Origin of the sequence: Enterobacter sp. AN-K1, from assembly GCF_020971765.1 — a bacterium.
Classification (GTDB): Bacteria; Pseudomonadota; Gammaproteobacteria; order Enterobacterales; family Enterobacteriaceae; genus Enterobacter; species Enterobacter hormaechei_C.
Window position 1 is genome coordinate 1,486,906 of sequence record NZ_CP087390.1, and the last position, 21,112, is coordinate 1,508,017.

Below are 21,112 nucleotides of genomic sequence, written 5' to 3' on the forward strand. Positions count from 1 at the left end.
AATTGGGAGTACAATAGCGTTATATCTGCTGTTCCACAGGAAAGTCCATGGCTGTTATTCAAAATATCATCACGGCGCTCTGGCAACACGATTTTGCCGCGCTGGCGGACCCGCATGTCGTCGGGATTGTCTATTTCGTGATGTTCGCGACGCTGTTTCTGGAAAATGGATTACTGCCAGCCTCATTTTTACCCGGTGACAGCCTGCTCCTGCTCGCAGGGGCGTTAATCGGCAAGGGCGTGATGGACTTCGCACCGACAATGGTGATCCTCACCTCTGCGGCCAGTCTCGGCTGTTGGCTGAGCTACCTGCAAGGGCGCTGGCTTGGAAACACTCGCGTGGTGAAAGGCTGGCTGGCGCAGCTGCCGCATAAATATCACCAGCGCGCGACCTGCATGTTTGACCGTCACGGCCTGCTGGCGTTACTTGCCGGGCGTTTTCTGGCGTTTGTTCGTACCCTGTTGCCTACCATGGCGGGTATTTCAGGCCTCTCTAACCGCCGCTTCCAGTTCTTCAACTGGCTGAGCGCCCTGCTCTGGGTAGGCGTGGTCACCACGCTCGGCTACGCGCTGAATATGATCCCCTTTGTTAAGCGCCATGAAGACCAGGTGATGACCTTCCTGATGATCCTGCCGATTTTCCTGCTGGTTGCAGGGCTGGTGGGTACCATTGCGGTAGTGATTAAGAAAAAGTATTGCAGCGCATAAATAAAAGCCGGGTGGCGCTACCGCTTACCCGGCCTCCGTTTCCCCTCAGGCTCCCTGCATGGTTCTTATACGTGACGCATCTTCCCCCGGCGTGACGCCGAAGTAGCGCTTAAACTCCCGACTAAACTGCGACGCGCTTTCATACCCGACCCGCATCGCCGCGGCGCTGGCCTTCATGCCATCGTGGATCATCAGCATCCGCGCCTTATGCAGACGGTAGGTTTTGAGGTACTGCAACGGTGACGTGCTGGTGACAGATTTAAAGTTATGGTGAAACGCCGAGACGCTCATATTGGCTTCAGCCGCCAGCTGGTCAACGCTGAGGTTTTCCGTGTACTGGCTCTCGATGCGCTTCAGCACGCGGCTAATCAGGCTGAAGTGCGTTTGCCGGCTTACCAGCGCCAGCAGCGCCCCGCCGCCCGGTCCCAGCAGCACATGGTAAAGAATTTCGCGGATAATCTGTTTTCCGAGAATACGCGCATCCAGCGGCCTTTCCATCACGTCTAACAGGCGTTCAATCGCGCAGAGAATTTCCTCCGACAGGGTCGCGGAGTTGATACCGCTTGCCGCCATTGACGGCCGGAAAAGTTCGTCCTCCCCAATCTCCATCAGCAGCTCCTGCAACTGGAGGATGTCGACGTTAACGCGGATCCCGGCCAGCGGTACCTCCTCTGTCGCGAAAGTTTCACATTCGAAGGGTAAAGGTACTGTCAGAAGCAAATATTCATTGGTGTCGTAACGGAACACGCGCTCATTGATATAGCCAATCTTATGGCCAGAAAAGAGAAACACGATGCCGGGCTGATACATCACCGGGGTGCGCGTCCCGGGCTGGGTACCGTACAGCAATCGGATATCCGGCAACAGCTCAGCCGAATCATTTCCGTTATCTATCAGTCTTTTAATCTGCGACGTTAGCTGGCGGCAGATGGCATCACGGTTCATTTTCAGTTACTCCGGGTACGGTTTCCGACGCTGACAGTGTGCGCATTTTCTTACCGTTTCTCCAGCGCGCTGTAGAAATGGGCAAGACATCGGCAGGAATGTGCATTGAGAGGATAGCGCCTGCCCGCCACAATGAGCAGCATCAGGTTGCCTTCTGCGCCACCACGATTTTTTACCCACTACAGGGAACAAGCCATGAACAACTTTAATCTTCATACCCCAACCCGCATTCTGTTTGGTAAAGACGCCATCGCCGACCTGCGCGCGCAAATCCCCGCTGACGCCCGCGTCCTGATTACCTACGGCGGCGGCAGCGTGAAAAAAACCGGCGTACTGGATCAGGTGTACAGCGCTCTGGAAGGTCTGGACGTGCGCGAGTTCGGCGGTATCGAGCCTAACCCGTCTTATGAAACGCTGATGAACGCGGTGAAAATCGCCCGTGATGAGCAAATCACCTTCCTGCTGGCGGTGGGCGGCGGCTCCGTGCTGGACGGCACCAAATTCATCGCGGCGGCGGCCCATTACGCTGACGACATCGACCCGTGGCATATTCTGGAAACGGGCGGCAGCGACATCAGCAGTGCGATCCCGATGGGCTCCGTGCTGACGCTGCCGGCCACCGGATCAGAGTCCAACAAAGGCGCGGTCATCTCTCGTAAAACCACCGGTGACAAGCAGGCCTTTATGAACGAACACGTTCAGCCCGTGTTCGCGATCCTCGATCCGGTTTACACCTATACCCTGCCTGCGCGTCAGGTGGCGAACGGCGTGGTCGACGCCTTTGTTCACACCGTTGAGCAGTACGTTACTTACCCGGTAAACGCCAAAATTCAGGATCGTTTCGCGGAAGGCATTCTGCTGACGCTGATTGAAGAAGGTCCAAAAGCGCTGAAAGAGCCTGAAAATTACGACGTGCGTGCCAACGTGATGTGGGCTGCCACCCAGGCGCTGAACGGCCTGATCGGCGCAGGCGTGCCGCAGGACTGGGCTACCCATATGCTCGGCCACGAGCTGACGGCGATGCACGGCCTGGATCACGCCCAGACGCTGGCGGTGGTTCTGCCTGCGCTGTGGAACGAAAAACGTGACGCTAAACGCGCCAAACTGCTCCAGTACGCCGAACGCGTGTGGAACATCACCGACGGTTCCGACGATGCGCGTATCGATGCCGCGATTGAAGCCACCCGTCACTTCTTTGAAAGCCTGGGCGTGCCAACGCGTCTCTCTGGCTACGGCCTGGACGGCAGTTCCATCCCTGCCCTGCTGGCGAAACTGGAAGCACACGGTATGACGCAGATCGGCGAGCATGGCGACATCACCCTGGACGTCAGCCGTCGTATTTACGAAGCGGCACGCTAAGCGTTTTTAGGATCCTGACTTTCGTTTTTTGACATTTCGTCCAGACTTAATGCACATCACATCGTCGGAGGTTCCCTCCGGCGATGAGCACCTGAAGGAGGAAAAATGGCAAACCAAACCGTAATCAAGCTACAGGACGGCAACGTGATGCCCCAGCTGGGGCTAGGTGTATGGAAAGCCGGTAACGACGAGGTCGTCTCCGCCATTCATAAAGCCCTGGAAGTCGGCTATCGGTCCATCGATACCGCCGCCGCCTATAAAAACGAGGACGGCGTGGGAAAAGCGCTTACCAGCGCCGGCGTTCCCCGGGATGAGCTTTTCATCACCACCAAGCTGTGGAACGACGATCAAAAGCGTCCCCGCGAAGCGTTGCAGGAGAGTCTGGAGAAACTCCAGCTCGATTTCGTCGATCTTTATCTCATGCACTGGCCGGTACCGGCTATCGACCATTACGTTGATGCCTGGAAAGGGATGATTGAACTGCAAAAAGAGGGGCTGATAAAAAGCATCGGCGTCTGTAATTTCCAGGTTCATCATCTGCAACGCCTGATTGATGAAACGGGCGTCGCGCCGGTGATTAACCAGATTGAGCTGCATCCGCTGATGCAGCAGCGCCAGCTTCATTCATGGAACGCCACGCACAAGATCCAGACCGAATCCTGGAGCCCGCTTGCTCAGGGCGGCGAAGGGGTGTTTGACCAGAAAATCATCCGTGAACTGGCGGATAAGTACGGTAAAACCCCGGCGCAGATCGTCATTCGCTGGCATCTGGATAGCGGTCTGGTGGTGATCCCGAAATCGGTCACGCCATCGCGTATCGCCGAGAACTTCGACGTCTGGGATTTCCGCCTGGATAAAGACGAGCTGGGTGAAATTGCGAAGCTGGATCAGGGCAAACGGCTTGGGCCGGACCCGGATCAGTTTGGCGGGTGATACCTAAAACGAGCTCGGTCTTCCGCCGGGCTCGTTTTTATCTATAAACCGGACTGACATCTCGCTTCTCCAGGAAGGTCAGGTAAGGTGCAAATAACGTTATACGCTTTCCCTTCAAGTTCATTTGGCCCACCGAGACCGACGCCTGCTTCTGCTTCATATTCCTTTCCGTTGACACTTATCTGGAGCGGGGTGTGATAAATCCAGTCCATCGGACCTATTGGCAGAAAAAAGATCCACTCATGCTGGCTCTGAAAAGCAAAACGACCGTTGTCGTCAGAAAGCGTTTGCTCCCTCTCTAATGTTATTTTTGCGCCCGGGACTGGCTTACCTGCGTTGTCGATTAGACGTCCTTCCACTTCTGGCTGTGTCTGGCGGTGCATTACACAACTGCATAACGTCAGGCCAATCAGCATCGCTCCTGTTAACTTCCTTATATTCATTTTGGGCCTTCTACCCTTATGCAAAAAAAGCCGGGTGGCGGCTGCGCCTTACCCGGCCTACGCGCAGACCTGTAGGCCCGGTAAGCGCAGCGCCACCGGGCATTGTTACAGGTTTAACCGGTCTTACGTTTTACGTTCTTCTTCGTTCCCGCAACACCGTTCGAACGCTGATGCGCAATAGGCGTGTGCTTGGTCAGCGCCGGGCGCGTGTTGCGGTTCTGGCGGCGCGCTTCGCGCATCTCTTCCAGCGTTGGCGCTGGCACCAGGCAATCACGACGCGAGCCGATCAGGTGCTTTTTCCCCATCTCTTCCAGCGCCTGACGGATCAGCGGCCAGTTTTTCGGATCGTGATAGCGCAGCAGCGCTTTATGCAGACGGCGCTGTTTATCCCCTTTCGGCACCACCACGTCTTCGCTCTTATAACCAATCTTACTCAGCGGGTTTTTGCCGGTGTAATACATGGTCGTCGAGTTGGCGAGCGGCGACGGATAGAAGTTCTGCACCTGATCCAGACGGAATCGACGCTGCTTCAGCCACAGCGCCAGGTTCACCATGTCTTCATCACGGGTGCCGGGGTGTGCGGAGATGAAATATGGGATCAGATACTGCTCTTTTCCCGCCTGTTTTGAATAGGTATCAAACAGCTGTTTAAAGCGGTCATAGCTGCCCATGCCCGGCTTCATCATTTTGGACAGCGGGCCTTCTTCGGTGTGCTCCGGGGCGATCTTCAGATAACCGCCAACGTGGTGCGTCGCCAGCTCTTTGATGTAGCGCGGATCTTCCACCGCAATGTCGTAACGCACGCCGGAGGCGATCAGGATCTTCTTGATGCCTTTCAGGTCACGGGCGCGACGGTAAAGATTGATAGTCGGCTCGTGGTTGGTGTCCATATGCTCGCAAATGCTCGGATAGACGCAGGAGAGACGACGGCAGGTCTGCTCGGCGCGCGGCGATTTACAGCGCAGCATGTACATGTTGGCCGTTGGACCACCCAGATCGGAGATCACGCCGGTAAAGCCCGGCACCGTGTCGCGAATCGCTTCGATCTCGTTAACAATCGACTCTTCGGAACGGCTCTGAATAATACGGCCTTCGTGTTCAGTGATCGAACAGAATGAGCACCCGCCGAAGCAGCCGCGCATGATGTTGATTGAGAAACGGATCATCTCGTACGCCGGAATACGGCTGTTGCCATATGACGGATGCGGCACACGCTTGTACGGCAGAGCAAAGACGCTGTCCATCTCTTCGGTAGAGAGCGGGATCGCCGGTGGGTTAACCCAGATATAGCGCTCGCCGTGCTTTTGCATCAGAGCGCGCGCGCAGCCGGGGTTGGTTTCATGATGTAAGATGCGCGATGCGTGGGCGTAGAGTACTTTATCGCTTTTTACTTTTTCGTAAGACGGCAGCAGCACATAGGTTTTTTCCCACGGCTTCGGACGCGGCGGCTGCACCACCACGGCCTTTGCTTCCGCTTTCTTCGGCTCAACCGGTTTGTTATCCGCGCACGGCAGATCGTCACCGTACGGATGCGGGATAGGGTCGATTTTGCCCGGCATATCGATAATGCGGGAATCCACCCCGCTCCAGCCCGGCAGCGCCTCTTTCACCATGATCGCGGTGTTGCGCACGTCGCGGATCTCGCTGACCGGTTCACCCTGCGCCAGGCGATGCGCCACCTCCACCAGCGGACGCTCGCCGTTGCCAAAGATCAGCATGTCGGCTTTCGAATCCACCAGCACCGAACGGCGCACGGTATCAGACCAGTAGTCGTAGTGTGCGGTGCGGCGCAGGCTCGCCTCGATGCCGCCCAGGATCACCGGCACGTCTTTCCATGCTTCTTTGCATCGCTGGGTGTAGACGAGGGTCGCGCGATCGGGACGTTTACCCGCCACGTTGTCAGCCGTGTAAGCGTCGTCATGGCGCAGCTTACGGTCGGCAGTATAGCGGTTGATCATCGAGTCCATGTTGCCCGCGGTCACGCCGAAAAACAGGTTAGGCTTGCCCAGACGCATAAAGTCGTCTTTGCTGTTCCAGTCAGGCTGGGAGATGATCCCCACGCGGAAGCCCTGGGCTTCAAGCATACGGCCACAGATCGCCATGCCAAAGCTCGGGTGATCGACATACGCATCGCCCGTTACCAGAATGATATCGCAGCTGTCCCAGCCCAGTTGATCCATCTCTTCCCGGGACATCGGCAGGAACGGCGCCGGTCCAAAGCAGGCTGCCCAGTACTGGGGCCAGGAGAAGAGGTCGCGATCCGGCTGGATCAGGGAAATAGCGCTCATAATGCTTCCGAAGAAAAAATAGACAAAAGGAGCGGGATTATACGCTGGTTTACCGGGGGAAATGAAGGGGTATTGTGCGGGCTGTTGCCCTCACCCCAACCCTCTCCCACAGGGAGAGGGAGAAAGCGTTTTATGGTGCCGGATTCACCAGCATCTGCCCTACCGATCCCCTGTCCATCATCTCCAGCGTCTGGCTGTGGAACAGGAACGGGAAGTGCGGCCAGGAAGGCTGGCCGTAGTAGACGAGCAGTTCGACCTGGCCATCCACCCAGACGGTATCTTTCCAGCCCCTGTCTTCCGGGAACGGCATCGCCCCGTTGACGTTGCGGATCAGGAATGACACCCCTTCAATATGGAACGACTGCGGCATCTCCGAGCGGACGGTCCAGCGCTCCCATGTTCCCTGTTGGACGGTGATATCAATGCGGTTTACGTCCCACAGCGCACCGTTGATGCCCGGATCGTCGCCAAGGCTAATATCGCGACTGCGTACTGCCGGGCCGGTCACAATCTCCTGCGGCAGCAGGCGCATCGGCAGGCTGTCGGTCACCAGCGGCAACAGGCCGGTCGGGCGCAGCGTGAGCACCAGCGTGGAGACCAGAACGCTCGACGGTTCAAAGAAGCCGCGAATACGGTCAACAATGCTTGCCGCTTCGCCGCAGGTCACGGACACTTCATCCCCGTTGGTCATATCCACGAGGATTTCACGACGTTCGCCCGGTGCGAGCGCCAGCTGTTTTACCGACACCGGCGCAGGTAATAACCCCTGATCGCCTGAAATCACGTGCAGCGCGCGGCCGTCGCTCATCTGCAACTGGTAGCGGCGCGAGTTAGAGGCATTCAGCAGACGCAGGCGCACCCAGCCACGAGACACTTCGACATACGGGCTTTGCGCGCCGTTAACCAGCAGCGTATCGCCCACAAAACCACCGCTGCCCGGCTCGCTGTACTCCGGCGTGCCGAAGTTATCCAGCCGCTTGTCCTGAATAATGATCGGGAAATCATCAACGCCGTAGTGATTCGGGATCGGCAGCGTTTTGCTGACCTCATCTTCAATCAGCCACATTCCGGCCAGGCCGTTGTAGACCTGCTGGGCGGTGCGGTTCGGGGTGTTGGCGTGATACCACAATGTCGCCGCGCTCTGACGAATCGGGAGGACGGGCGCCCAGTCGGCATTCGGCGACATCATGCGTGCCGCGCCGCCAATCAGCGGCCCCGGCACCTGCAAACCACTGACGGTCATCGCGACATTTTCCGTCGTACGGTTACTGTAGATGAGCTTAACGTCATCGCCATTCCACACGCGAATGGTCGGCCCGAGGTAGCGTCCGTTAATGCCCCATACCTGCGCGCGCGTTCCCTGGGTAAAGGACCAGTGGCTACGCTGAAGCGTGAGGAATAGCGGCTGCCCGCGACGGGATTCAATCAACGGCGGAATAGGCAGCGGCTGTTGCTGCCCGGCGGCGCTGGCTGTCCGCGGCATCGCACCCGCACAAAGGGCGATACCCGAAGCCTGAATAAACTGACGCCGACTGAGTGACATATAAGCTCCATCTGAAACGACTAACAACGCGGGAATTCGTTTTCCCTTACACGACACCGGGTCAAATCTTACCGGCGGCTTCTCGCTCTGCAACTTCTTTATCGAGCTGCGCAATATGCTGAGCCATCAGCTCGCGGCAGTGCGTGGCCAGCTCGCGCACCTGGTCTTTACCGTATTTTGAGGTATCTACCGGCGGCAGCATTTCGACAATGACCAGTCCGTTATTCAGACGGTTAAGATTAATCTTATTCGATGTATTGGAAACACACACGGGAATAATTGGAACGCCTGCCGCAATTGCAGCATGAAACGCGCCGGTCTTAAACGGCAGCAGGCCGCGACCACGGCTGCGCGTCCCTTCCGGGAACATCCAGATGGAAATCCGGCGCTTTTTAAACTGATCCACCACTTCCGCAATGGTGCCATGCGCTTTGGCGCGGTTGTTACGGTCAATCAGTAAGTTACCGGTGAGCCAGTACAGCTGACCGAAAAACGGGATCCACAGCAGGCTTTTTTTACCCACGGTTACGGTCGGCGGAAGAACAATATTTGAGGCCGTCACCATATCGTAGTTGTTCTGATGGTTAGCGATATAGATGGCGTTACCGAAATTCTCCGCCCCTTCAGGCAGACGCTTTTCAACCTTCAGGCCAAACAGCGGCGCAAGACGACCAAACATGTGGCCAAACGTCGCGACATGCTTTGGGTTACGCGGGCTGAACAGGCAATAAATCGATCCGAAAATACAGACCAGAATGCAATAAATAACGGTAAGAATGAGACGAACAATGTATAGCATAGCGACCTCTGAAGCCCTGACAGCTGACAATTATACTTCACCTGTGGCCAGGTAAGGACTTTATTACGAGCGCGTATTGTTAATCGCAACGCACGAATTAACAACGTTTTTACGGGAAATTTTATGGTAATTCCCCCTCCGGAAAGAGGGGGGATGAAACAGGTTACTCTTCGCTGTCGTCCGCTTTGCTGCGCGCCGGCGAGTCGATCTCCACGCGGTCGATTCGCTGGAGGCCGCGCATCAGTGAGCCGCGACGTCCACGCTCACCCACCACCTTCTGCAACTCTTCCGGACGCAGTTTGATTTTACGCTTGCCGACATGAATGGTCAGGGTGCTCTGCGGCGGCAGCAGGAAGAGATGCGCGAGGCCATCGACGCCTTTTGCCGCTTCCGCTGACGGGATACTGATGATCTTGTTGCCCTTCCCTTTCGACAGCTCCGGCAGATCGCTGACCGGGAACATCAGCATGCGTCCGGCAGCGGTGATCGCCAGCAGCATGTCGCTTTCGTTCTCGATGATCAGCGGCGGCATGACGTGTGCGTTATCCGGCAGGCTAATCAGCGCCTTACCAGCACGGTTACGCGACACCAGATCGTTGAAGGTACAGATAAAGCCGTAGCCCGCATCAGACGCCATCAGCAGTTTTTGATCGTCGGCCTCCATCAGCATATGGTCCACCGTGGCGCCCGGCGGCAGCGTCAGCTTGCCAGTTAGCGGTTCGCCCTGGCCGCGCGCAGACGGCAGCGTGATCGGGTCGATGGCGTAGCTGCGGCCCGTGGAGTCGATGAACGCCACCGGCTGGTTACTCTTGCCCTTCACCGCCGCCTTGAAGCTGTCACCGGATTTGTAGCTCAGACCCGGCGCGTCGATATCGTGGCCTTTGGCGCTACGTACCCAGCCGCTCTGGGAAAGCACGATGGTCACCGGCTCGGAAGGCAGCATGTCGTGCTCGTTCATCGCCTTCGCCTCTTCGCGCTCGTGCAGCGGAGAACGACGGTCGTCGCCAAAGGCGTCGGCATCGGCCTGCAACTCTTTCTTCAGCAGGGTGTTCATCTTGCGCTCGGATGCCAGAATCGCCTGAAGCTGATCGCGCTCTTTTTCCAGCTCGTTCTGCTCGCCGCGGATCTTCATCTCTTCCAGTCTGGCGAGATGGCGCAATTTCAGTTCGAGGATCGCTTCGGCCTGGGTTTCGCTGATGCCAAAGCGCGACATCAGGGCAGGCTTAGGTTCGTCCTCGGTACGAATGATCTCGATCACTTCGTCAATGTTGAGGAACGCTACCAGCAAACCTTCGAGGATATGCAGGCGCTTAAGCACTTTTTCCAGACGATGGTTCAGACGACGGCGCACCGTATCGCGGCGGAAGGCCAGCCATTCGGTGAGGATCTCCAGCAGGTTTTTCACCGCCGGACGACCGTCCAGACCAATCATGTTCAGGTTGATGCGGTAGCTTTTTTCCAGATCGGTAGTGGCGAACAGGTGGTTCATCACCTGCTCCATGTCCACGCGGTTAGAGCGCGGCACGATCACCAGACGGGTCGGGTTTTCGTGGTCCGATTCGTCGCGCAGGTCGTCCACCATCGGCAGCTTTTTATTGCGCATCTGGGAGGCGATCTGCTCCAGCACCTTCGCACCGGACACCTGGTGCGGCAGCGCGGTGATCACCACGGCCCCGTCTTCTTTGGTCCACACCGCGCGCATGCGCACGGAGCCACGGCCGTTCTGGTAGATTTTGCGGATTTCCGCACGCGAGGTGATGATCTCGGCTTCGGTCGGGTAGTCCGGCCCCTGCACAATATCCAGCAGATCGTCCAGCGAGGTTTTCGGCTGCTCAATCAGGGTGATGGCGGCTTTTGCCACTTCACGCAGGTTGTGCGGCGGAATGTCCGTCGCCATGCCCACGGCGATACCGGTCGTGCCGTTCAGCAGGATGTTCGGCAGACGCGCAGGCAGCATCTTCGGCTCCTGCATCGTACCGTCGAAGTTTGGCACCCAGTCGACCGTCCCCTGGCCCAGCTCGCCCAGCAGCACTTCGGCATATTTAGACAGGCGGGATTCGGTATAACGCATTGCCGCGAAGGATTTCGGATCGTCCGGCGCCCCCCAGTTCCCCTGGCCATCCACCAGCGGATAGCGATAAGAGAACGGCTGGGCCATCAGCACCATCGCTTCATAGCAGGCGCTGTCGCCGTGCGGATGGTATTTACCCAGCACGTCGCCGACGGTACGGGCGGATTTCTTAAACTTGGCGGTAGCATTCAGTCCCAGTTCGGACATCGCATAGACGATGCGGCGCTGAACGGGCTTCAGGCCATCCCCGATAAACGGCAACGCCCTGTCCATGATGACGTACATGGAGTAGTTCAGGTAGGCGTTTTCCGTGAATTCATGTAGCGCGAGGCGCTCTGCCATATCGCTCATTACGTGTGATTCCTCAACTCAGAAACCGATGGGTTTCAGGCAATATTGCCGCAGATACTACCTCATCTGGCGAGTTGAGTCACAAAGAAAAAGGGCCGCATAAGCGGCCCTTTCCGGGTTATTTGTTCAGCTTGATAACCTGCTTCACGTCGATTTCAAACTCGTTCCAGTCTTTATCGATTTTACCCTGGAGTTCGACTTTATCCTGGGGCGTCACCGTCACGCCGTTCCAGCGCTTGTGGTCGATCTCCACCACTACCGTGCCGCTTTCATCGCGGAAGGTGTAACGGTCATCGGACAGGCGCTCGGTAATGTTCCCGCGCAGCTTCACCCAGGCATCATCCTTCAGGTCTTTCACTTTAGCCGCGGTGGTGAGGTTGGCGTTGTTATCGACAAAGCCACCCTGCTGGGTTTGCGTCTGGTTCTGTGTCGCAGATGGGCCAGAGAAGCCACCCTGTGCAGCAAAGACAGGGGCCGTGGTCATCATCATGATGGCAGCAATTGCAGCGAATTTTTTCATCTTTATCTCTCCCTTTAATGTCGTTTCACAATCCATTAAACAGGGTAAACCTTAACAACTTCTTAAGGGGAAAATTTATTTATTTTTACTGTACAGCAGGCGCTTGCAGAAGGTTTACTGACGGCATCAAGGAGGAAATATGCGCATTTTACTGGTAGAAGACGACAAGCTTATCGGCGACGGCATCAAAGCGGGCTTAAGCAAAATGGGCTTTAACGTGGACTGGTTTACCGACGGGAAAACCGGGCAGGCGGCCCTGTACACCGCGCCGTATGATGCCGTGGTGCTGGACCTGACGCTGCCGGAAATCGACGGGCTTGAGATCCTGCGCGCCTGGCGCGAAAGCGGAAAGAGCGAACCGGTGCTGATCCTGACCGCGCGGGATGCGCTGAATCAGCGCGTCGAAGGGTTACGCCTGGGGGCGGATGATTACCTGTGTAAGCCGTTCGCGCTGATTGAAGTGGCGGCCCGCCTTGAAGCGCTGGTGCGCCGCAGCCACGGGCAGGCGCGCAGCGAGCTGCGTCACGGCAAGGTCACGCTCGATCCGGCAAGCCTTGTCGCCACGCTGGAGGGCGAAACGCTGGTGCTCAAACCCAAAGAGTTCGCCCTGCTGGAGCTGCTGATGCGCAACGCGGGCCGCGTGCTGCCGCGCAAGACCATCGAGGAGAAACTCTACAACTGGGATGATGACGTCTCCAGCAACGCCGTCGAAGTCCACGTTCATCATTTACGCCGCAAGCTCGGCAGCGAATTTATCCGCACCGTGCACGGCATCGGTTATACCCTGGGTGACGCATGAAACTGACCCAACGCCTGAGCCTGAAGCTGCGCCTGACGCTCCTCTTTTTGTTGCTGTCCCTGGCGGCCTGGTTTGCCGCAAGCGTGGTGGCCTGGCACCAGACGACCGACAAGCTCGATAAGCTGTTCGATACCCAGCAGATGCTGTTTGCCAAACGGCTGCTGACGATGGACGTAGACGAACTTCGCGCCCCGGAACGCATGCGCGAGGTACCGAAAAAAGCCAAACACGGCCATCTGGACGACGATGCGCTGGCCTTCGCAATCTTCACCGCCGACGGCAGCATGGTGCTTAACGACGGCGAAAACGGGCGCGACATACCTTACCTCTACCGCCGGGACGGGTTTGATGACGGTCGGTTGCAGGATGACAACGACGAATGGCGTTTCCTGTGGCTGACTTCTCCGGACGGGAAATACCGCGTGGTGGTTGGCCAGGAGTGGGAGTACCGACAGGATATGGCGCTGGACGTGGTCAGCTCGCAGCTGACGCCGTGGCTGGTGGCGCTGCCCGTCATGCTTTTGTTGCTGATTGTTCTGCTGAGCCGGGAACTGAAACCGCTGAAAAATCTGGCGCGGACCCTGCGCTCGCGCTCGCCGGATGCGACCGATACGCTGCCCACCCACGGCGTGCCGACGGAGGTTCGCCCGCTGCTTGATGCGCTTAACCATCTTTTCGCCCGTACGCAGGAGATGATGGCCCGCGAGCGCCGCTTCACCTCGGATGCCGCCCATGAGTTGCGCAGCCCGCTGGCCGCGCTGAAGGTGCAAACCGACGTGGCGCAGCTTTCCTTTGACGATCCCGGGGCGCAGTCTAAAGCGCTGGGGCAGCTGCATGCGGGCATCGACCGCGCCTCCCGGCTGGTGGACCAGCTTCTCACCCTGTCGCGCCTGGATTCACTGGATAATCTTGATGACGTCGAACCCGTGATGATGGCCGATTTGCTGCAATCCGCGGTGCTGGATATCTGGCATCCGGCGCAGCAGGCGGGCATTGATATTCGGCTCAACGTCAACGCGCCCGAGGTGATGCGTCACGGACAGCCGCTGCTGCTGAGCCTGCTGGCGCGTAACCTGCTGGACAACGCCGTTCGTTACAGCCCGCGCGGCAGCGTGGTGGACGTGACGCTGAACACCCAAAGCTTTACCGTGCGCGACAACGGCCCGGGCATCTCAACCGATGCGCTGGCGCGTCTCGGCGAGCGCTTTTATCGTCCACCGGGCCAGGACGCCACCGGCAGCGGTCTGGGGTTGTCTATCGTCAAGCGTATCGCGGCGTTGCACGGGATGCGCGTCTCGCTGGGCAATGCGCCGGAAGGGGGCTTTGAGGTGACCGTCAGCTGGTAGCCATTATTGCGCTCTGCGCAAAAGACTTTGCACATTTTGCTTATTTTTCCGCTCCGTCCTCGCGCGTAGAATACCCGGCATACTCTCAGCATCGAGGACAAATAATGAGCAACATTCTGATTATCAACGGCGCGAAAGAATTTGCGCACTCTAAAGGCCAGCTCAATGACACCCTGACCGAGGTCGCGGATGGTTTCCTGCGCGACGCCGGACATGATGTTAAGGTCGTGCGCGCGGACAGCGATTACGACGTTAAAGCCGAAGTGCAGAACTTCCTGTGGGCCGACGTGGTTATCTGGCAGATGCCGGGCTGGTGGATGGGCGCACCGTGGACCGTGAAAAAATACATGGACGATGTGTTTACCGAAGGTCACGGTTCGCTGTATGCCAGCGACGGCCGCACCCGCTCAGACGCGTCTAAAAAATACGGTTCCGGCGGCCTGATTCAGGGCAAGAAATACATGCTCTCCCTGACCTGGAATGCCCCGCTAGAAGCGTTCACTGAGCAAGATCAGTTCTTCGAAGGCGTGGGCGTAGACGGCGCGTATCTGCCGTTCCACAAGGCGAATCAGTTCCTGGGTATGGAGCCGCTGCCGACCTTTATCGTCAACGACGTAATTAAAATGCCGGACGTCCCGCGCTATATCGCAGAATATCGCAAGCATCTCGCGGAAATTTTTGCTTAACTGGTAGCCTGGAATTAGAAGGAGTTAATTATGCTTACCGTTATTGCTGAAATCCGTACGCGTCCTGGCCAACATCACCGCCAGGCGGTACTGGATGAGTTCGCGAAGATCATCCCGACCGTACTGAAAGAAGAAGGCTGCCACGGCTACGCGCCGATGGTGGACGCCGCCACCAGCGCAAGCTTTCAGGCGACCGCGCCAGACTCAATCATCATGGTTGAGCAGTGGGAAACCGTCGCGCACCTTGAAGCGCATTTGCAGACTCCGCACATGAAAGCGTGGAGTGAGGCGGTAAAAGGTGACGTGCTGGATACCCATATCCGTATTCTGGAGCAAGGGGTTTAAGTTCCGTGAAATTTGCCGGGTGGCACTGCGTTTACCCGGCCTACAAAACCTGACTCGTAGGCCCGGTAAGCGCTAGCGCCACCGGGCTTTTTGTATCATCTTAATACTCAACTGCTATGCTTATTCTGACTTCATTGTTAACAGGAGGATGGAATGGGTCTTTTTAACTTCGTGAAAGAAGCAGGCGAAAAGCTGTGGGATAACCTGACCGATCATAAAGGTCAGAGCGACAAAGTCACCGAGCACCTGAAAAAGCTGAATATTCCTGGCGCGGATAACGTCCAGGTCACCGTTACCGACGGCAAGGCCAGCGTGACGGGCGACGGGCTGACGCAGGAGCAGAAAGAAAAAATCCAGGTCGCCGTCGGCAACATCGCGGGCGTCAGCGAAGTGGAGAACAATATCACCGCGACAGATGCCAAAGATGAAGCCACCTACTATACGGTGAAATCCGGCGATACCCTGAGCGCAATCTCTAAAACCGTGTACGGCGACGCCAACCAGTACAACAAGATTTTTGAGGCTAACCGCCCAATGCTCTCCAGCCCGGATAAGATCTATCCCGGTCAGACGCTGCGTATTCCGAAAGCGTGATCGATAAGTCGGGGGTTACCCCCCGACTGTTTTTACCAGTACAGTTTCCAGCTCTGCGTAAAACGCACCAGTGCCTCAACGTAGAAGTAATCGCCCCAGCTCGCGCACTCATCCACGCCTTTATTGCTCGCCAGGTGATACACCGAGTGCTTAAGCAGCCCGTTGCCCTTCTCTTCTTTGCCCATCAGATAGTGCTTTGTCAGCGAGGACATAATCCCTTTCGCCCATTCGAGGTAACGTTCGCGATCCGGATCTGTGACCGGCAGATGTTTCACCAGCTCCAGCAGTCCACACACCGCAATTGCCGCCGAGGAAGAATCACGCAGTGCGTCGGTGCCCACCAGCGCCAGATCCCAGTGGCAGACGTAGTCTTCCGGCAGGCGATTGAGGAAGTAGTTTGCCAGCCGTTTTGACAGGGCGATCATCGTTTCGTCGCCGGTATAGATATAGCTCAGCAGGAAACCGTAAATGCCCCAAGCCTGCCCGCGCGACCAGCAGGAGTCGTCGGCGTAGCCCTGCTGGGTGTTGCCGTAGCGCGGTGCGCCGGTTGCCACATCCATATAGTAGGTGTGGAAGGTGGAGGCATCGTCACGAATGAGGTATGTCGCGGCCTGCATGACGTGCGCTTTTGCGGCGTCGGCAAAGCGCGGATCGCCCGTCTGCTCCGTTGCCCAGTAGAGCAGCGGCAGGTTCATGTTGCAGTCGATGATCATCCGCCCGGCCTGCTCCGGATCGGAGAGATCGCCCCACGCCTGGATGATTTTCGCCTTCTCGTGGAAGCGTTCCAGCAGGGCTTCCGCCGCCAGCAGCGAGAAGCCGCGCGCCTCGCGGTTTCCGGTCAGCCGCCACGCGGCTACGCAGGAGAGCGTGTAGAGGAAGCCTAAATCGTGGGTGTTGGTGTCGTTGCGCCCGGCGATGCGCAGGCCAAACGAGCGCACGTGTTTTTCCGCCATCGCGCGGAATTTTTCCTCGCCGCTCATCTCCCATGCCAGCCACAGCTGCCCGGTCCAGAAGCTGGTGGTCCACTCCACGTTGTCAGTCAGCGGATAAAAACCGTTCTGGCAGGTTTCCGCCGGGAATTTGTCGCCGAACTCCGTTAAATGACGGCTAATCAGGTCGAGAACGTGGCTGCGCGCCGAATTCAGTTCATCGCTGAATGCGCGGGAGTCAACGGGCGCAACGATAACAGGCAGACGTTCTTCTTTGATACGACTTAACATATTTCGGTTCCTTCTTTGACGGCGTAATTTATCGTGTTGACGTTTCTGCTACGTTCAGCGCACGAGCCCCGCGCCATTTGCTCTGACAGGCGGATAACGTAAAAGCAGAAATAAGGGTAAAGGTCAGCGCCGTTGCGCCCATGATGATATAGGTGTGCTCAAAGCCAATACGGTCATACATATAGCCGGCAGGGGAAGAGACCACCACGTTGCCAACGTAGAGCATCGCCTGATAGCCGAGTAAATACATGGTGGCATTGACGCGCTTGTCGAAATGCTCGGCGATATATTTAAATACCGACACCAGCAGGAGACAAATTTCCAGACCGTACAGCGGCTTAAGCACTGAAATTAACAGGTGTGAATCACACATGCCGGAAATAATCAGACGCGCCCCAACCACCAGCCCGACAATTAACAGCCCGCGTTTGGCGCCAATAAAGTTCACAAACAGCGGGACCACCATATACATGACAAATTCCATGCCCGACTGTACGGTCCCGAGATAGCCGAATACGGCGTTGCCCTCATGAATATCATCGAAGAAGGTGACGAAATAGCGCGAGAATTGCTGCTCGGCGATAAACATCATCCACGCCACGCCCGCCACGTACAGGCAGAAGGCCCAGAATTTGCGGTTACGCAGCAGGGCGTAAACGTCAGACGGGGCTATTTTCTCTTTCGTCAGCACCTCGCCTGCGTGAGCGGAGTTAGTGTTCACTTTCAGGCTCAGCAGGACAATCAGCATCACCACCGACGCCACGCTGCCGAGAATAAAGTTATACGCCGGTGAGAGGTTGAACAGCAGGCCGGAGAAAGATGACGCCACCGCCCAGCCGAGCGATCCCCACATACGGATCTGCCCGAACTCCATGCCATTCAAACGGCTAAAGCGGTCGGAATAAGATTCACACGCCGCCACGCCCGCGTACCAGGCAAAGCTTAAATAGAGCGCGCCGATAATAATCCCCAGCAGGGTATTAGACATTAACAGCGGCTGGTAAACATAAATAAAGAATGGCGCCATCAGGGCCGACATGATCACCACAAAATAGAGCAGATATTTGCTCATGCCGATCTTATCGAGAATATAGCCGTAGATCGGCTTGAGAATAACGGAGAATATCCCATTCACCGCAAAGACGGTTCCAATCACCGATCCGCTCAGGTTGGCTTTCTGACCGAGCCAGATCGCCAGCAGACCAATACTGGCAGACCAGGTAAAGAAATAGAGAAAGATAAAGCTGCTGATTTTGTAATATTCATTTCTGTTGGTTGTCGATGTGCTTTTCATATCATCCTCGCCGGGGTGTAGGGCCAGATTTTTATAATGTGAACGCCAGCTTACGTTCGCTTCCGGGTTCGCTAATCACGATCTGGTTATGGGTTATATTCAGCTGCGGCGTCGCCGCAGCGGGCTGTTTTCCGCCAGCCAGAACGGCGCAACAGAGCCAGCTTTCCCCTTGCGGGAGGTCAGCTTTTAACAGCGGAATGGAGGCGCACTCCGCAAACATAATGCTGCTGTTCGGCGGCGTGACGATGCTGTCTGGCTGGCGCTGAATGATCGGCGAAAGATCGACAATGACGCTGCTGCCGTTTTCAGCCAACAGATAACAACCGCGTTCGCGCACCTGATGGGCGGTTTTCATCACCGCAAAGCCGCCCTCGACGGTTTGCAGAGTGCGCGCGCTGTTGATACGGTGCAGGCGCAGGTGCCACTCCCCGAACGGGATCTGCCAGGTCGCAATCTGCACGTCGCGCCACGGCGACCAGCGCGAGAAAATGTAATTTTCATCCACCCGAACCTCGTCGCACTCGCGACGACCGCGGAAATAGTCATCTCCGTCCGCCAGCAGCAGCATGGAATCGCAGGCGGCATGCTTCAGGCCAAAACGCCCGCGCTCAAGGGTGAATCCGAAGCGGCTGGAGTAGGCAAATTTGGTGTATTTCGCTTCGGTGTTGACGTAGTTGTTCAGCTCCAGCTGACCGGCGGTGAGCATGACGACGTGCTGCGAATCTTTCGAATGCATCAGGATCTGCTGCGCATGCGGAATCACATGTTTTTCAGCAAGCGCGGGCAGCGGTTGTTCTTCCGCCTGCCAGAACGGGTGTGCTTCCGGCAGCGCCAGGATCAGATAGGTTTTCAGCGCCCAGTACGGTGAACCGGGGGAGTTGTAATCCTCGCACATCGCCAGGTTCGGATACGCAAACCCCAGGGTAAGAATACCGTCGCGATCGACAATCGACTGCTGCTGCCACCAGCGCAGATGCCGCAGCACAATGCCCTTCACGATGCCCGGGGTGAAGACGTCCAGTTGAGAAAAGGCCACCGCGCTCCAGAAGGCAACCATGGCAAAGCGGTAGGTCAGGCTGCGGCCAAACGGCACCGAGGCGCCATCGGCGGCGGACCAGTAGATAAAGTCTTCCGCGAACAGACGCGAGCGCTCGCGCAGCACCTTCGCCCTCGCCTCGTCGTCACTCAGCGTGGCGTAAATCAGGCCGTAGAAATGGAAAGCCATGGAGATGTAGTAATCTTTCGGGCGGCCGGGACCGTCGGAATACCAGCCGTCGCCGAGGTAGTAGGCGTCCATCAGCGCAAAGCGGTGGTCAATGGCGGCCCGATCGTACGGCAGGCCGGCGCGCTTAAAGCCGAGCTGGACCATAATGGCAAAATAGTTCCAGTTGCTGTCCGGCATCTGCGCGTCGGTGATTTGGTTGAGCCACGCGTGCAGGTTCATCACCTCGCGCCCGGTAAAGTGCGCGGTGAGTTTATCCCCCAGCAGAGCGAGCCCCAGACCGTAGGCCGCCATCTCCACCAGACGCTGATCGTACGGGCCGGTTTCACCCCAGTAGCCGCTGCTTTGCGGGTCGGTACCAAGCTTAATGGCAGTAAGGTACTTCTCGCTGAACGGCGTGCTTTCGCCAGATGCCATCAGCGGAAACAGCCCCCAGAGCGCGCGAGAAAGTCCCTCCATCTGCGCAATATCCGCTGTGTAATGGGCGCAGGTGTCGCCCAGCGGGAATCGTGAACGGTTCGCCGGAAATTGCGTGTCCAGCGCCTGTAAAAGTGCATTCAACGACGCCACTACCTCCTGGCGTGAAGACAACGGATTTGATTTTTCTTTGTTTGCCGCCCACATCGGTTCGCCCTCGTAATCAACTGCGGCAAAGCATAGTGAATCCGCAAGGGGCAGAAATGTTAGCCATGTCACAGGCATGAACGATGAATAAACCTCCAGTTGAGAAAATTTAAAAAGGTGGTTTATAAAGACGATCAGACGGGAAAAAGTTGAGTTTTATTGCACTATGCGCGACACGCCGACATCCGACCTTCTGGAACTGATCGCCCTGAATGATACCGTGGCCTCGTTCAGCCGCCTGTTTGCCAATACGGTGCGCTACCATCACTGGCATCAGTGTCTGGAGATCCTCTATGTGGAAGAGGGCTTTGGCGTGGCGATTGTCGATAATCGTCACTACACCATGCGCCCCGGACGACTGTTTTTCTTCCCGCCTTTTACGCTGCACAAGGTCATGGTGGACGAACAGGCGGAGGCAATTTACCGCCGCACCATTATTCATCTCGACCAGCACGCGGTGCTGAAGATCCTGCGGGATTTTCCCCAGACCCGGCAGCGCCTGGAGCGGCTGTCACGCCGTGGCGGCGAAGCGTGGGTCGCCGATTTAGCCCACTGTCACCACCATATCCACCATCTGTTTAGCTGCTATAAACCACCGATGAACGGCGAGAGCATCGCCAGCCTGCTGATCGGCCTGTTCGCGATGCTCCCCGACGATCGCGACGGTGAGCCGGGCAACAGCCAGGGGATCGCCAGCCAGGTAATGTTCTGGCTCGACGAGCATTATCAGGAGAAATTTCGTCTGGATGCGCTGGCCGAAGAGCTGGGTAAATCACGCAGTTACGTATCGCGAAGATTCCATGCGGAAACGGGCGAAAAAATTCACGACTACCTGAACACGCTAAGGTTGCGTAAGGCGTGCGAGTGTTTACTCCACACGGATTCGAGCGTGCGTGACATTGCCGCACAGGCGGGATTTTCCGACGTGACGTGGTTTATCAGCGCATTTAAAAAGGGGATTGGCGAGACGCCGTTGCAGTACAGGAAGAACCATCGTGCGGTTTGACGCCCTCACCCCAGCCC

General features: G+C 57.1%; 19 protein-coding genes. 9 read left to right on the forward strand and 10 right to left on the reverse strand.

Going from position 1 to position 21,112, the window contains the following annotated elements; all coding sequences use genetic code 11:
- The first annotated feature begins 47 nt into the window (after positions 1-47).
- Positions 48-707 (forward strand): DedA family general envelope maintenance protein YghB, encoded by a 660-nt coding sequence (yghB, locus tag LOC22_RS07150; protein ID WP_015571869.1) that lies wholly within the window; start codon positions 48-50, stop codon positions 705-707.
- 45 nt (positions 708-752) lie between these two features.
- On the opposite strand, the gene LOC22_RS07155 is transcribed toward yghB, so the two are convergent.
- Positions 753-1,652 carry an AraC family transcriptional regulator gene (locus tag LOC22_RS07155; protein ID WP_017382749.1) on the reverse strand — a complete coding sequence of 300 codons (900 nt, stop codon included), beginning with the start codon at positions 1,650-1,652 and terminating at the stop codon, positions 753-755.
- Between the two features lie 195 nt (positions 1,653-1,847).
- Here LOC22_RS07155 and yqhD point away from each other — a divergent pair, with 195 nt between their 5' ends.
- The gene (yqhD, locus tag LOC22_RS07160; protein WP_032672000.1) at positions 1,848-3,011 is read left to right on the forward strand and encodes an alcohol dehydrogenase; all 1,164 of its coding nucleotides are present in this window, start codon (positions 1,848-1,850) and stop codon (positions 3,009-3,011) included.
- A gap of 105 nt (positions 3,012-3,116) precedes the next feature.
- Complete coding sequence (gene dkgA / locus LOC22_RS07165; protein ID WP_032655034.1) at positions 3,117-3,944, forward strand: 2,5-didehydrogluconate reductase DkgA; 828 nt, start codon at positions 3,117-3,119, stop codon at positions 3,942-3,944.
- Positions 3,945-3,985: 41 nt separating this feature from the next.
- Here the strand turns inward: dkgA and LOC22_RS07170 are convergent, their stop codons facing one another.
- The 6 genes from LOC22_RS07170 to LOC22_RS07195 all read right to left on the reverse strand — a co-directional run bounded on the left by LOC22_RS07170 (position 3,986) and on the right by LOC22_RS07195 (position 11,959).
- Positions 3,986-4,360, reverse strand: coding sequence for a carboxypeptidase-like regulatory domain-containing protein (locus tag LOC22_RS07170; RefSeq protein WP_230239456.1), 375 nt, complete (start codon positions 4,358-4,360; stop codon positions 3,986-3,988).
- Positions 4,361-4,500: 140 nt separating this feature from the next.
- Complete coding sequence (locus LOC22_RS07175; RefSeq protein WP_017692666.1) at positions 4,501-6,675, reverse strand: YgiQ family radical SAM protein; 2,175 nt, start codon at positions 6,673-6,675, stop codon at positions 4,501-4,503.
- 130 nt (positions 6,676-6,805) lie between these two features.
- Entirely contained in the window at positions 6,806-8,218 is a 1,413-nt protein-coding gene (gene ftsP / locus LOC22_RS07180) for a cell division protein FtsP (RefSeq protein ID WP_196357126.1), read from the reverse strand.
- Between the two features lie 61 nt (positions 8,219-8,279).
- Positions 8,280-9,017, reverse strand: a complete 738-nt coding sequence (gene plsC / locus LOC22_RS07185; RefSeq protein ID WP_003862497.1) for a 1-acylglycerol-3-phosphate O-acyltransferase — start codon at positions 9,015-9,017, stop codon at positions 8,280-8,282.
- Positions 9,018-9,180: 163 nt separating this feature from the next.
- Positions 9,181-11,439 carry a DNA topoisomerase IV subunit A gene (parC, locus tag LOC22_RS07190; RefSeq protein ID WP_015571873.1) on the reverse strand — a complete coding sequence of 753 codons (2,259 nt, stop codon included), beginning with the start codon at positions 11,437-11,439 and terminating at the stop codon, positions 9,181-9,183.
- A gap of 118 nt (positions 11,440-11,557) precedes the next feature.
- Positions 11,558-11,959, reverse strand: a complete 402-nt coding sequence (locus LOC22_RS07195) for a YgiW/YdeI family stress tolerance OB fold protein (protein WP_003862501.1) — start codon at positions 11,957-11,959, stop codon at positions 11,558-11,560.
- 139 nt (positions 11,960-12,098) lie between these two features.
- On the opposite strand from LOC22_RS07195, the gene qseB reads away from it, so the two are divergent.
- The 5 genes from qseB to lysM all read left to right on the forward strand — a co-directional run bounded on the left by qseB (position 12,099) and on the right by lysM (position 15,729).
- A complete protein-coding gene (qseB, locus tag LOC22_RS07200; protein WP_023295445.1) occupies positions 12,099-12,758 on the forward strand; it encodes a quorum sensing response regulator transcription factor QseB in 660 nt (219 codons plus the stop codon).
- Positions 12,755-14,104 (forward strand): quorum sensing histidine kinase QseC, encoded by a 1,350-nt coding sequence (gene qseC / locus LOC22_RS07205; RefSeq protein WP_230239457.1) that lies wholly within the window; start codon positions 12,755-12,757, stop codon positions 14,102-14,104. The genes qseB and qseC overlap by 4 nt, the downstream gene beginning before the upstream one ends.
- Before the next feature lie 104 nt (positions 14,105-14,208).
- Positions 14,209-14,790 (forward strand): NAD(P)H-dependent oxidoreductase, encoded by a 582-nt coding sequence (locus LOC22_RS07210; protein ID WP_015571876.1) that lies wholly within the window; start codon positions 14,209-14,211, stop codon positions 14,788-14,790.
- A 30-nt stretch (positions 14,791-14,820) separates the two neighbouring features.
- Complete coding sequence (locus LOC22_RS07215; RefSeq protein ID WP_015571877.1) at positions 14,821-15,135, forward strand: putative quinol monooxygenase; 315 nt, start codon at positions 14,821-14,823, stop codon at positions 15,133-15,135.
- 153 nt (positions 15,136-15,288) lie between these two features.
- Positions 15,289-15,729, forward strand: a complete 441-nt coding sequence (gene lysM / locus LOC22_RS07220) for a peptidoglycan-binding protein LysM (protein ID WP_015571878.1) — start codon at positions 15,289-15,291, stop codon at positions 15,727-15,729.
- Between the two features lie 32 nt (positions 15,730-15,761).
- On the opposite strand, the gene LOC22_RS07225 is transcribed toward lysM, so the two are convergent.
- The 3 genes from LOC22_RS07225 to LOC22_RS07235 are packed head-to-tail and all read right to left on the reverse strand — an operon-like array spanning position 15,762 to position 20,089.
- Entirely contained in the window at positions 15,762-16,949 is a 1,188-nt protein-coding gene (locus LOC22_RS07225) for a glycoside hydrolase family 88 protein (RefSeq protein ID WP_045615296.1), read from the reverse strand.
- Positions 16,950-16,977: 28 nt separating this feature from the next.
- Positions 16,978-18,243, reverse strand: a complete 1,266-nt coding sequence (locus LOC22_RS07230) for an oligosaccharide MFS transporter (RefSeq protein ID WP_230239458.1) — start codon at positions 18,241-18,243, stop codon at positions 16,978-16,980.
- A gap of 31 nt (positions 18,244-18,274) precedes the next feature.
- Positions 18,275-20,089, reverse strand: coding sequence for a DUF2264 domain-containing protein (locus LOC22_RS07235; RefSeq protein ID WP_045340067.1), 1,815 nt, complete (start codon positions 20,087-20,089; stop codon positions 18,275-18,277).
- 166 nt (positions 20,090-20,255) lie between these two features.
- On the opposite strand from LOC22_RS07235, the gene LOC22_RS07240 reads away from it, so the two are divergent.
- A complete protein-coding gene (locus LOC22_RS07240) occupies positions 20,256-21,095 on the forward strand; it encodes an AraC family transcriptional regulator (RefSeq protein WP_039269752.1) in 840 nt (279 codons plus the stop codon).
- Positions 21,096-21,112 lie beyond the last annotated feature (17 nt).

What these genes read in the sequence shown, in the direction of transcription:
- parC (WP_015571873.1), bottom strand. Translation starts at nt 11,439, where the DNA reads ATGAGCGATATGGCAGAGCGCCTCGCGCTACATGAATTCACGGAAAAC.
- LOC22_RS07210 (WP_015571876.1), top strand. Translation starts at nt 14,209, where the DNA reads ATGAGCAACATTCTGATTATCAACGGCGCGAAAGAATTTGCGCACTCT.
- ftsP (WP_196357126.1), bottom strand. Translation starts at nt 8,218, where the DNA reads ATGTCACTCAGTCGGCGTCAGTTTATTCAGGCTTCGGGTATCGCCCTT.
- qseB (WP_023295445.1), top strand. Translation starts at nt 12,099, where the DNA reads ATGCGCATTTTACTGGTAGAAGACGACAAGCTTATCGGCGACGGCATC.
- qseC (WP_230239457.1), top strand. Translation starts at nt 12,755, where the DNA reads ATGAAACTGACCCAACGCCTGAGCCTGAAGCTGCGCCTGACGCTCCTC.
- LOC22_RS07155 (WP_017382749.1), bottom strand. Translation starts at nt 1,652, where the DNA reads ATGAACCGTGATGCCATCTGCCGCCAGCTAACGTCGCAGATTAAAAGA.
- LOC22_RS07225 (WP_045615296.1), bottom strand. Translation starts at nt 16,949, where the DNA reads ATGTTAAGTCGTATCAAAGAAGAACGTCTGCCTGTTATCGTTGCGCCC.
- LOC22_RS07215 (WP_015571877.1), top strand. Translation starts at nt 14,821, where the DNA reads ATGCTTACCGTTATTGCTGAAATCCGTACGCGTCCTGGCCAACATCAC.
- LOC22_RS07170 (WP_230239456.1), bottom strand. Translation starts at nt 4,360, where the DNA reads ATGCTGATTGGCCTGACGTTATGCAGTTGTGTAATGCACCGCCAGACA.
- LOC22_RS07195 (WP_003862501.1), bottom strand. Translation starts at nt 11,959, where the DNA reads ATGAAAAAATTCGCTGCAATTGCTGCCATCATGATGATGACCACGGCC.
- yghB (WP_015571869.1), top strand. Translation starts at nt 48, where the DNA reads ATGGCTGTTATTCAAAATATCATCACGGCGCTCTGGCAACACGATTTT.
- LOC22_RS07175 (WP_017692666.1), bottom strand. Translation starts at nt 6,675, where the DNA reads ATGAGCGCTATTTCCCTGATCCAGCCGGATCGCGACCTCTTCTCCTGG.
- yqhD (WP_032672000.1), top strand. Translation starts at nt 1,848, where the DNA reads ATGAACAACTTTAATCTTCATACCCCAACCCGCATTCTGTTTGGTAAA.
- lysM (WP_015571878.1), top strand. Translation starts at nt 15,289, where the DNA reads ATGGGTCTTTTTAACTTCGTGAAAGAAGCAGGCGAAAAGCTGTGGGAT.
- LOC22_RS07235 (WP_045340067.1), bottom strand. Translation starts at nt 20,089, where the DNA reads ATGTGGGCGGCAAACAAAGAAAAATCAAATCCGTTGTCTTCACGCCAG.
- plsC (WP_003862497.1), bottom strand. Translation starts at nt 9,017, where the DNA reads ATGCTATACATTGTTCGTCTCATTCTTACCGTTATTTATTGCATTCTG.
- dkgA (WP_032655034.1), top strand. Translation starts at nt 3,117, where the DNA reads ATGGCAAACCAAACCGTAATCAAGCTACAGGACGGCAACGTGATGCCC.
- LOC22_RS07230 (WP_230239458.1), bottom strand. Translation starts at nt 18,243, where the DNA reads ATGAAAAGCACATCGACAACCAACAGAAATGAATATTACAAAATCAGC.
- LOC22_RS07240 (WP_039269752.1), top strand. Translation starts at nt 20,256, where the DNA reads ATGCGCGACACGCCGACATCCGACCTTCTGGAACTGATCGCCCTGAAT.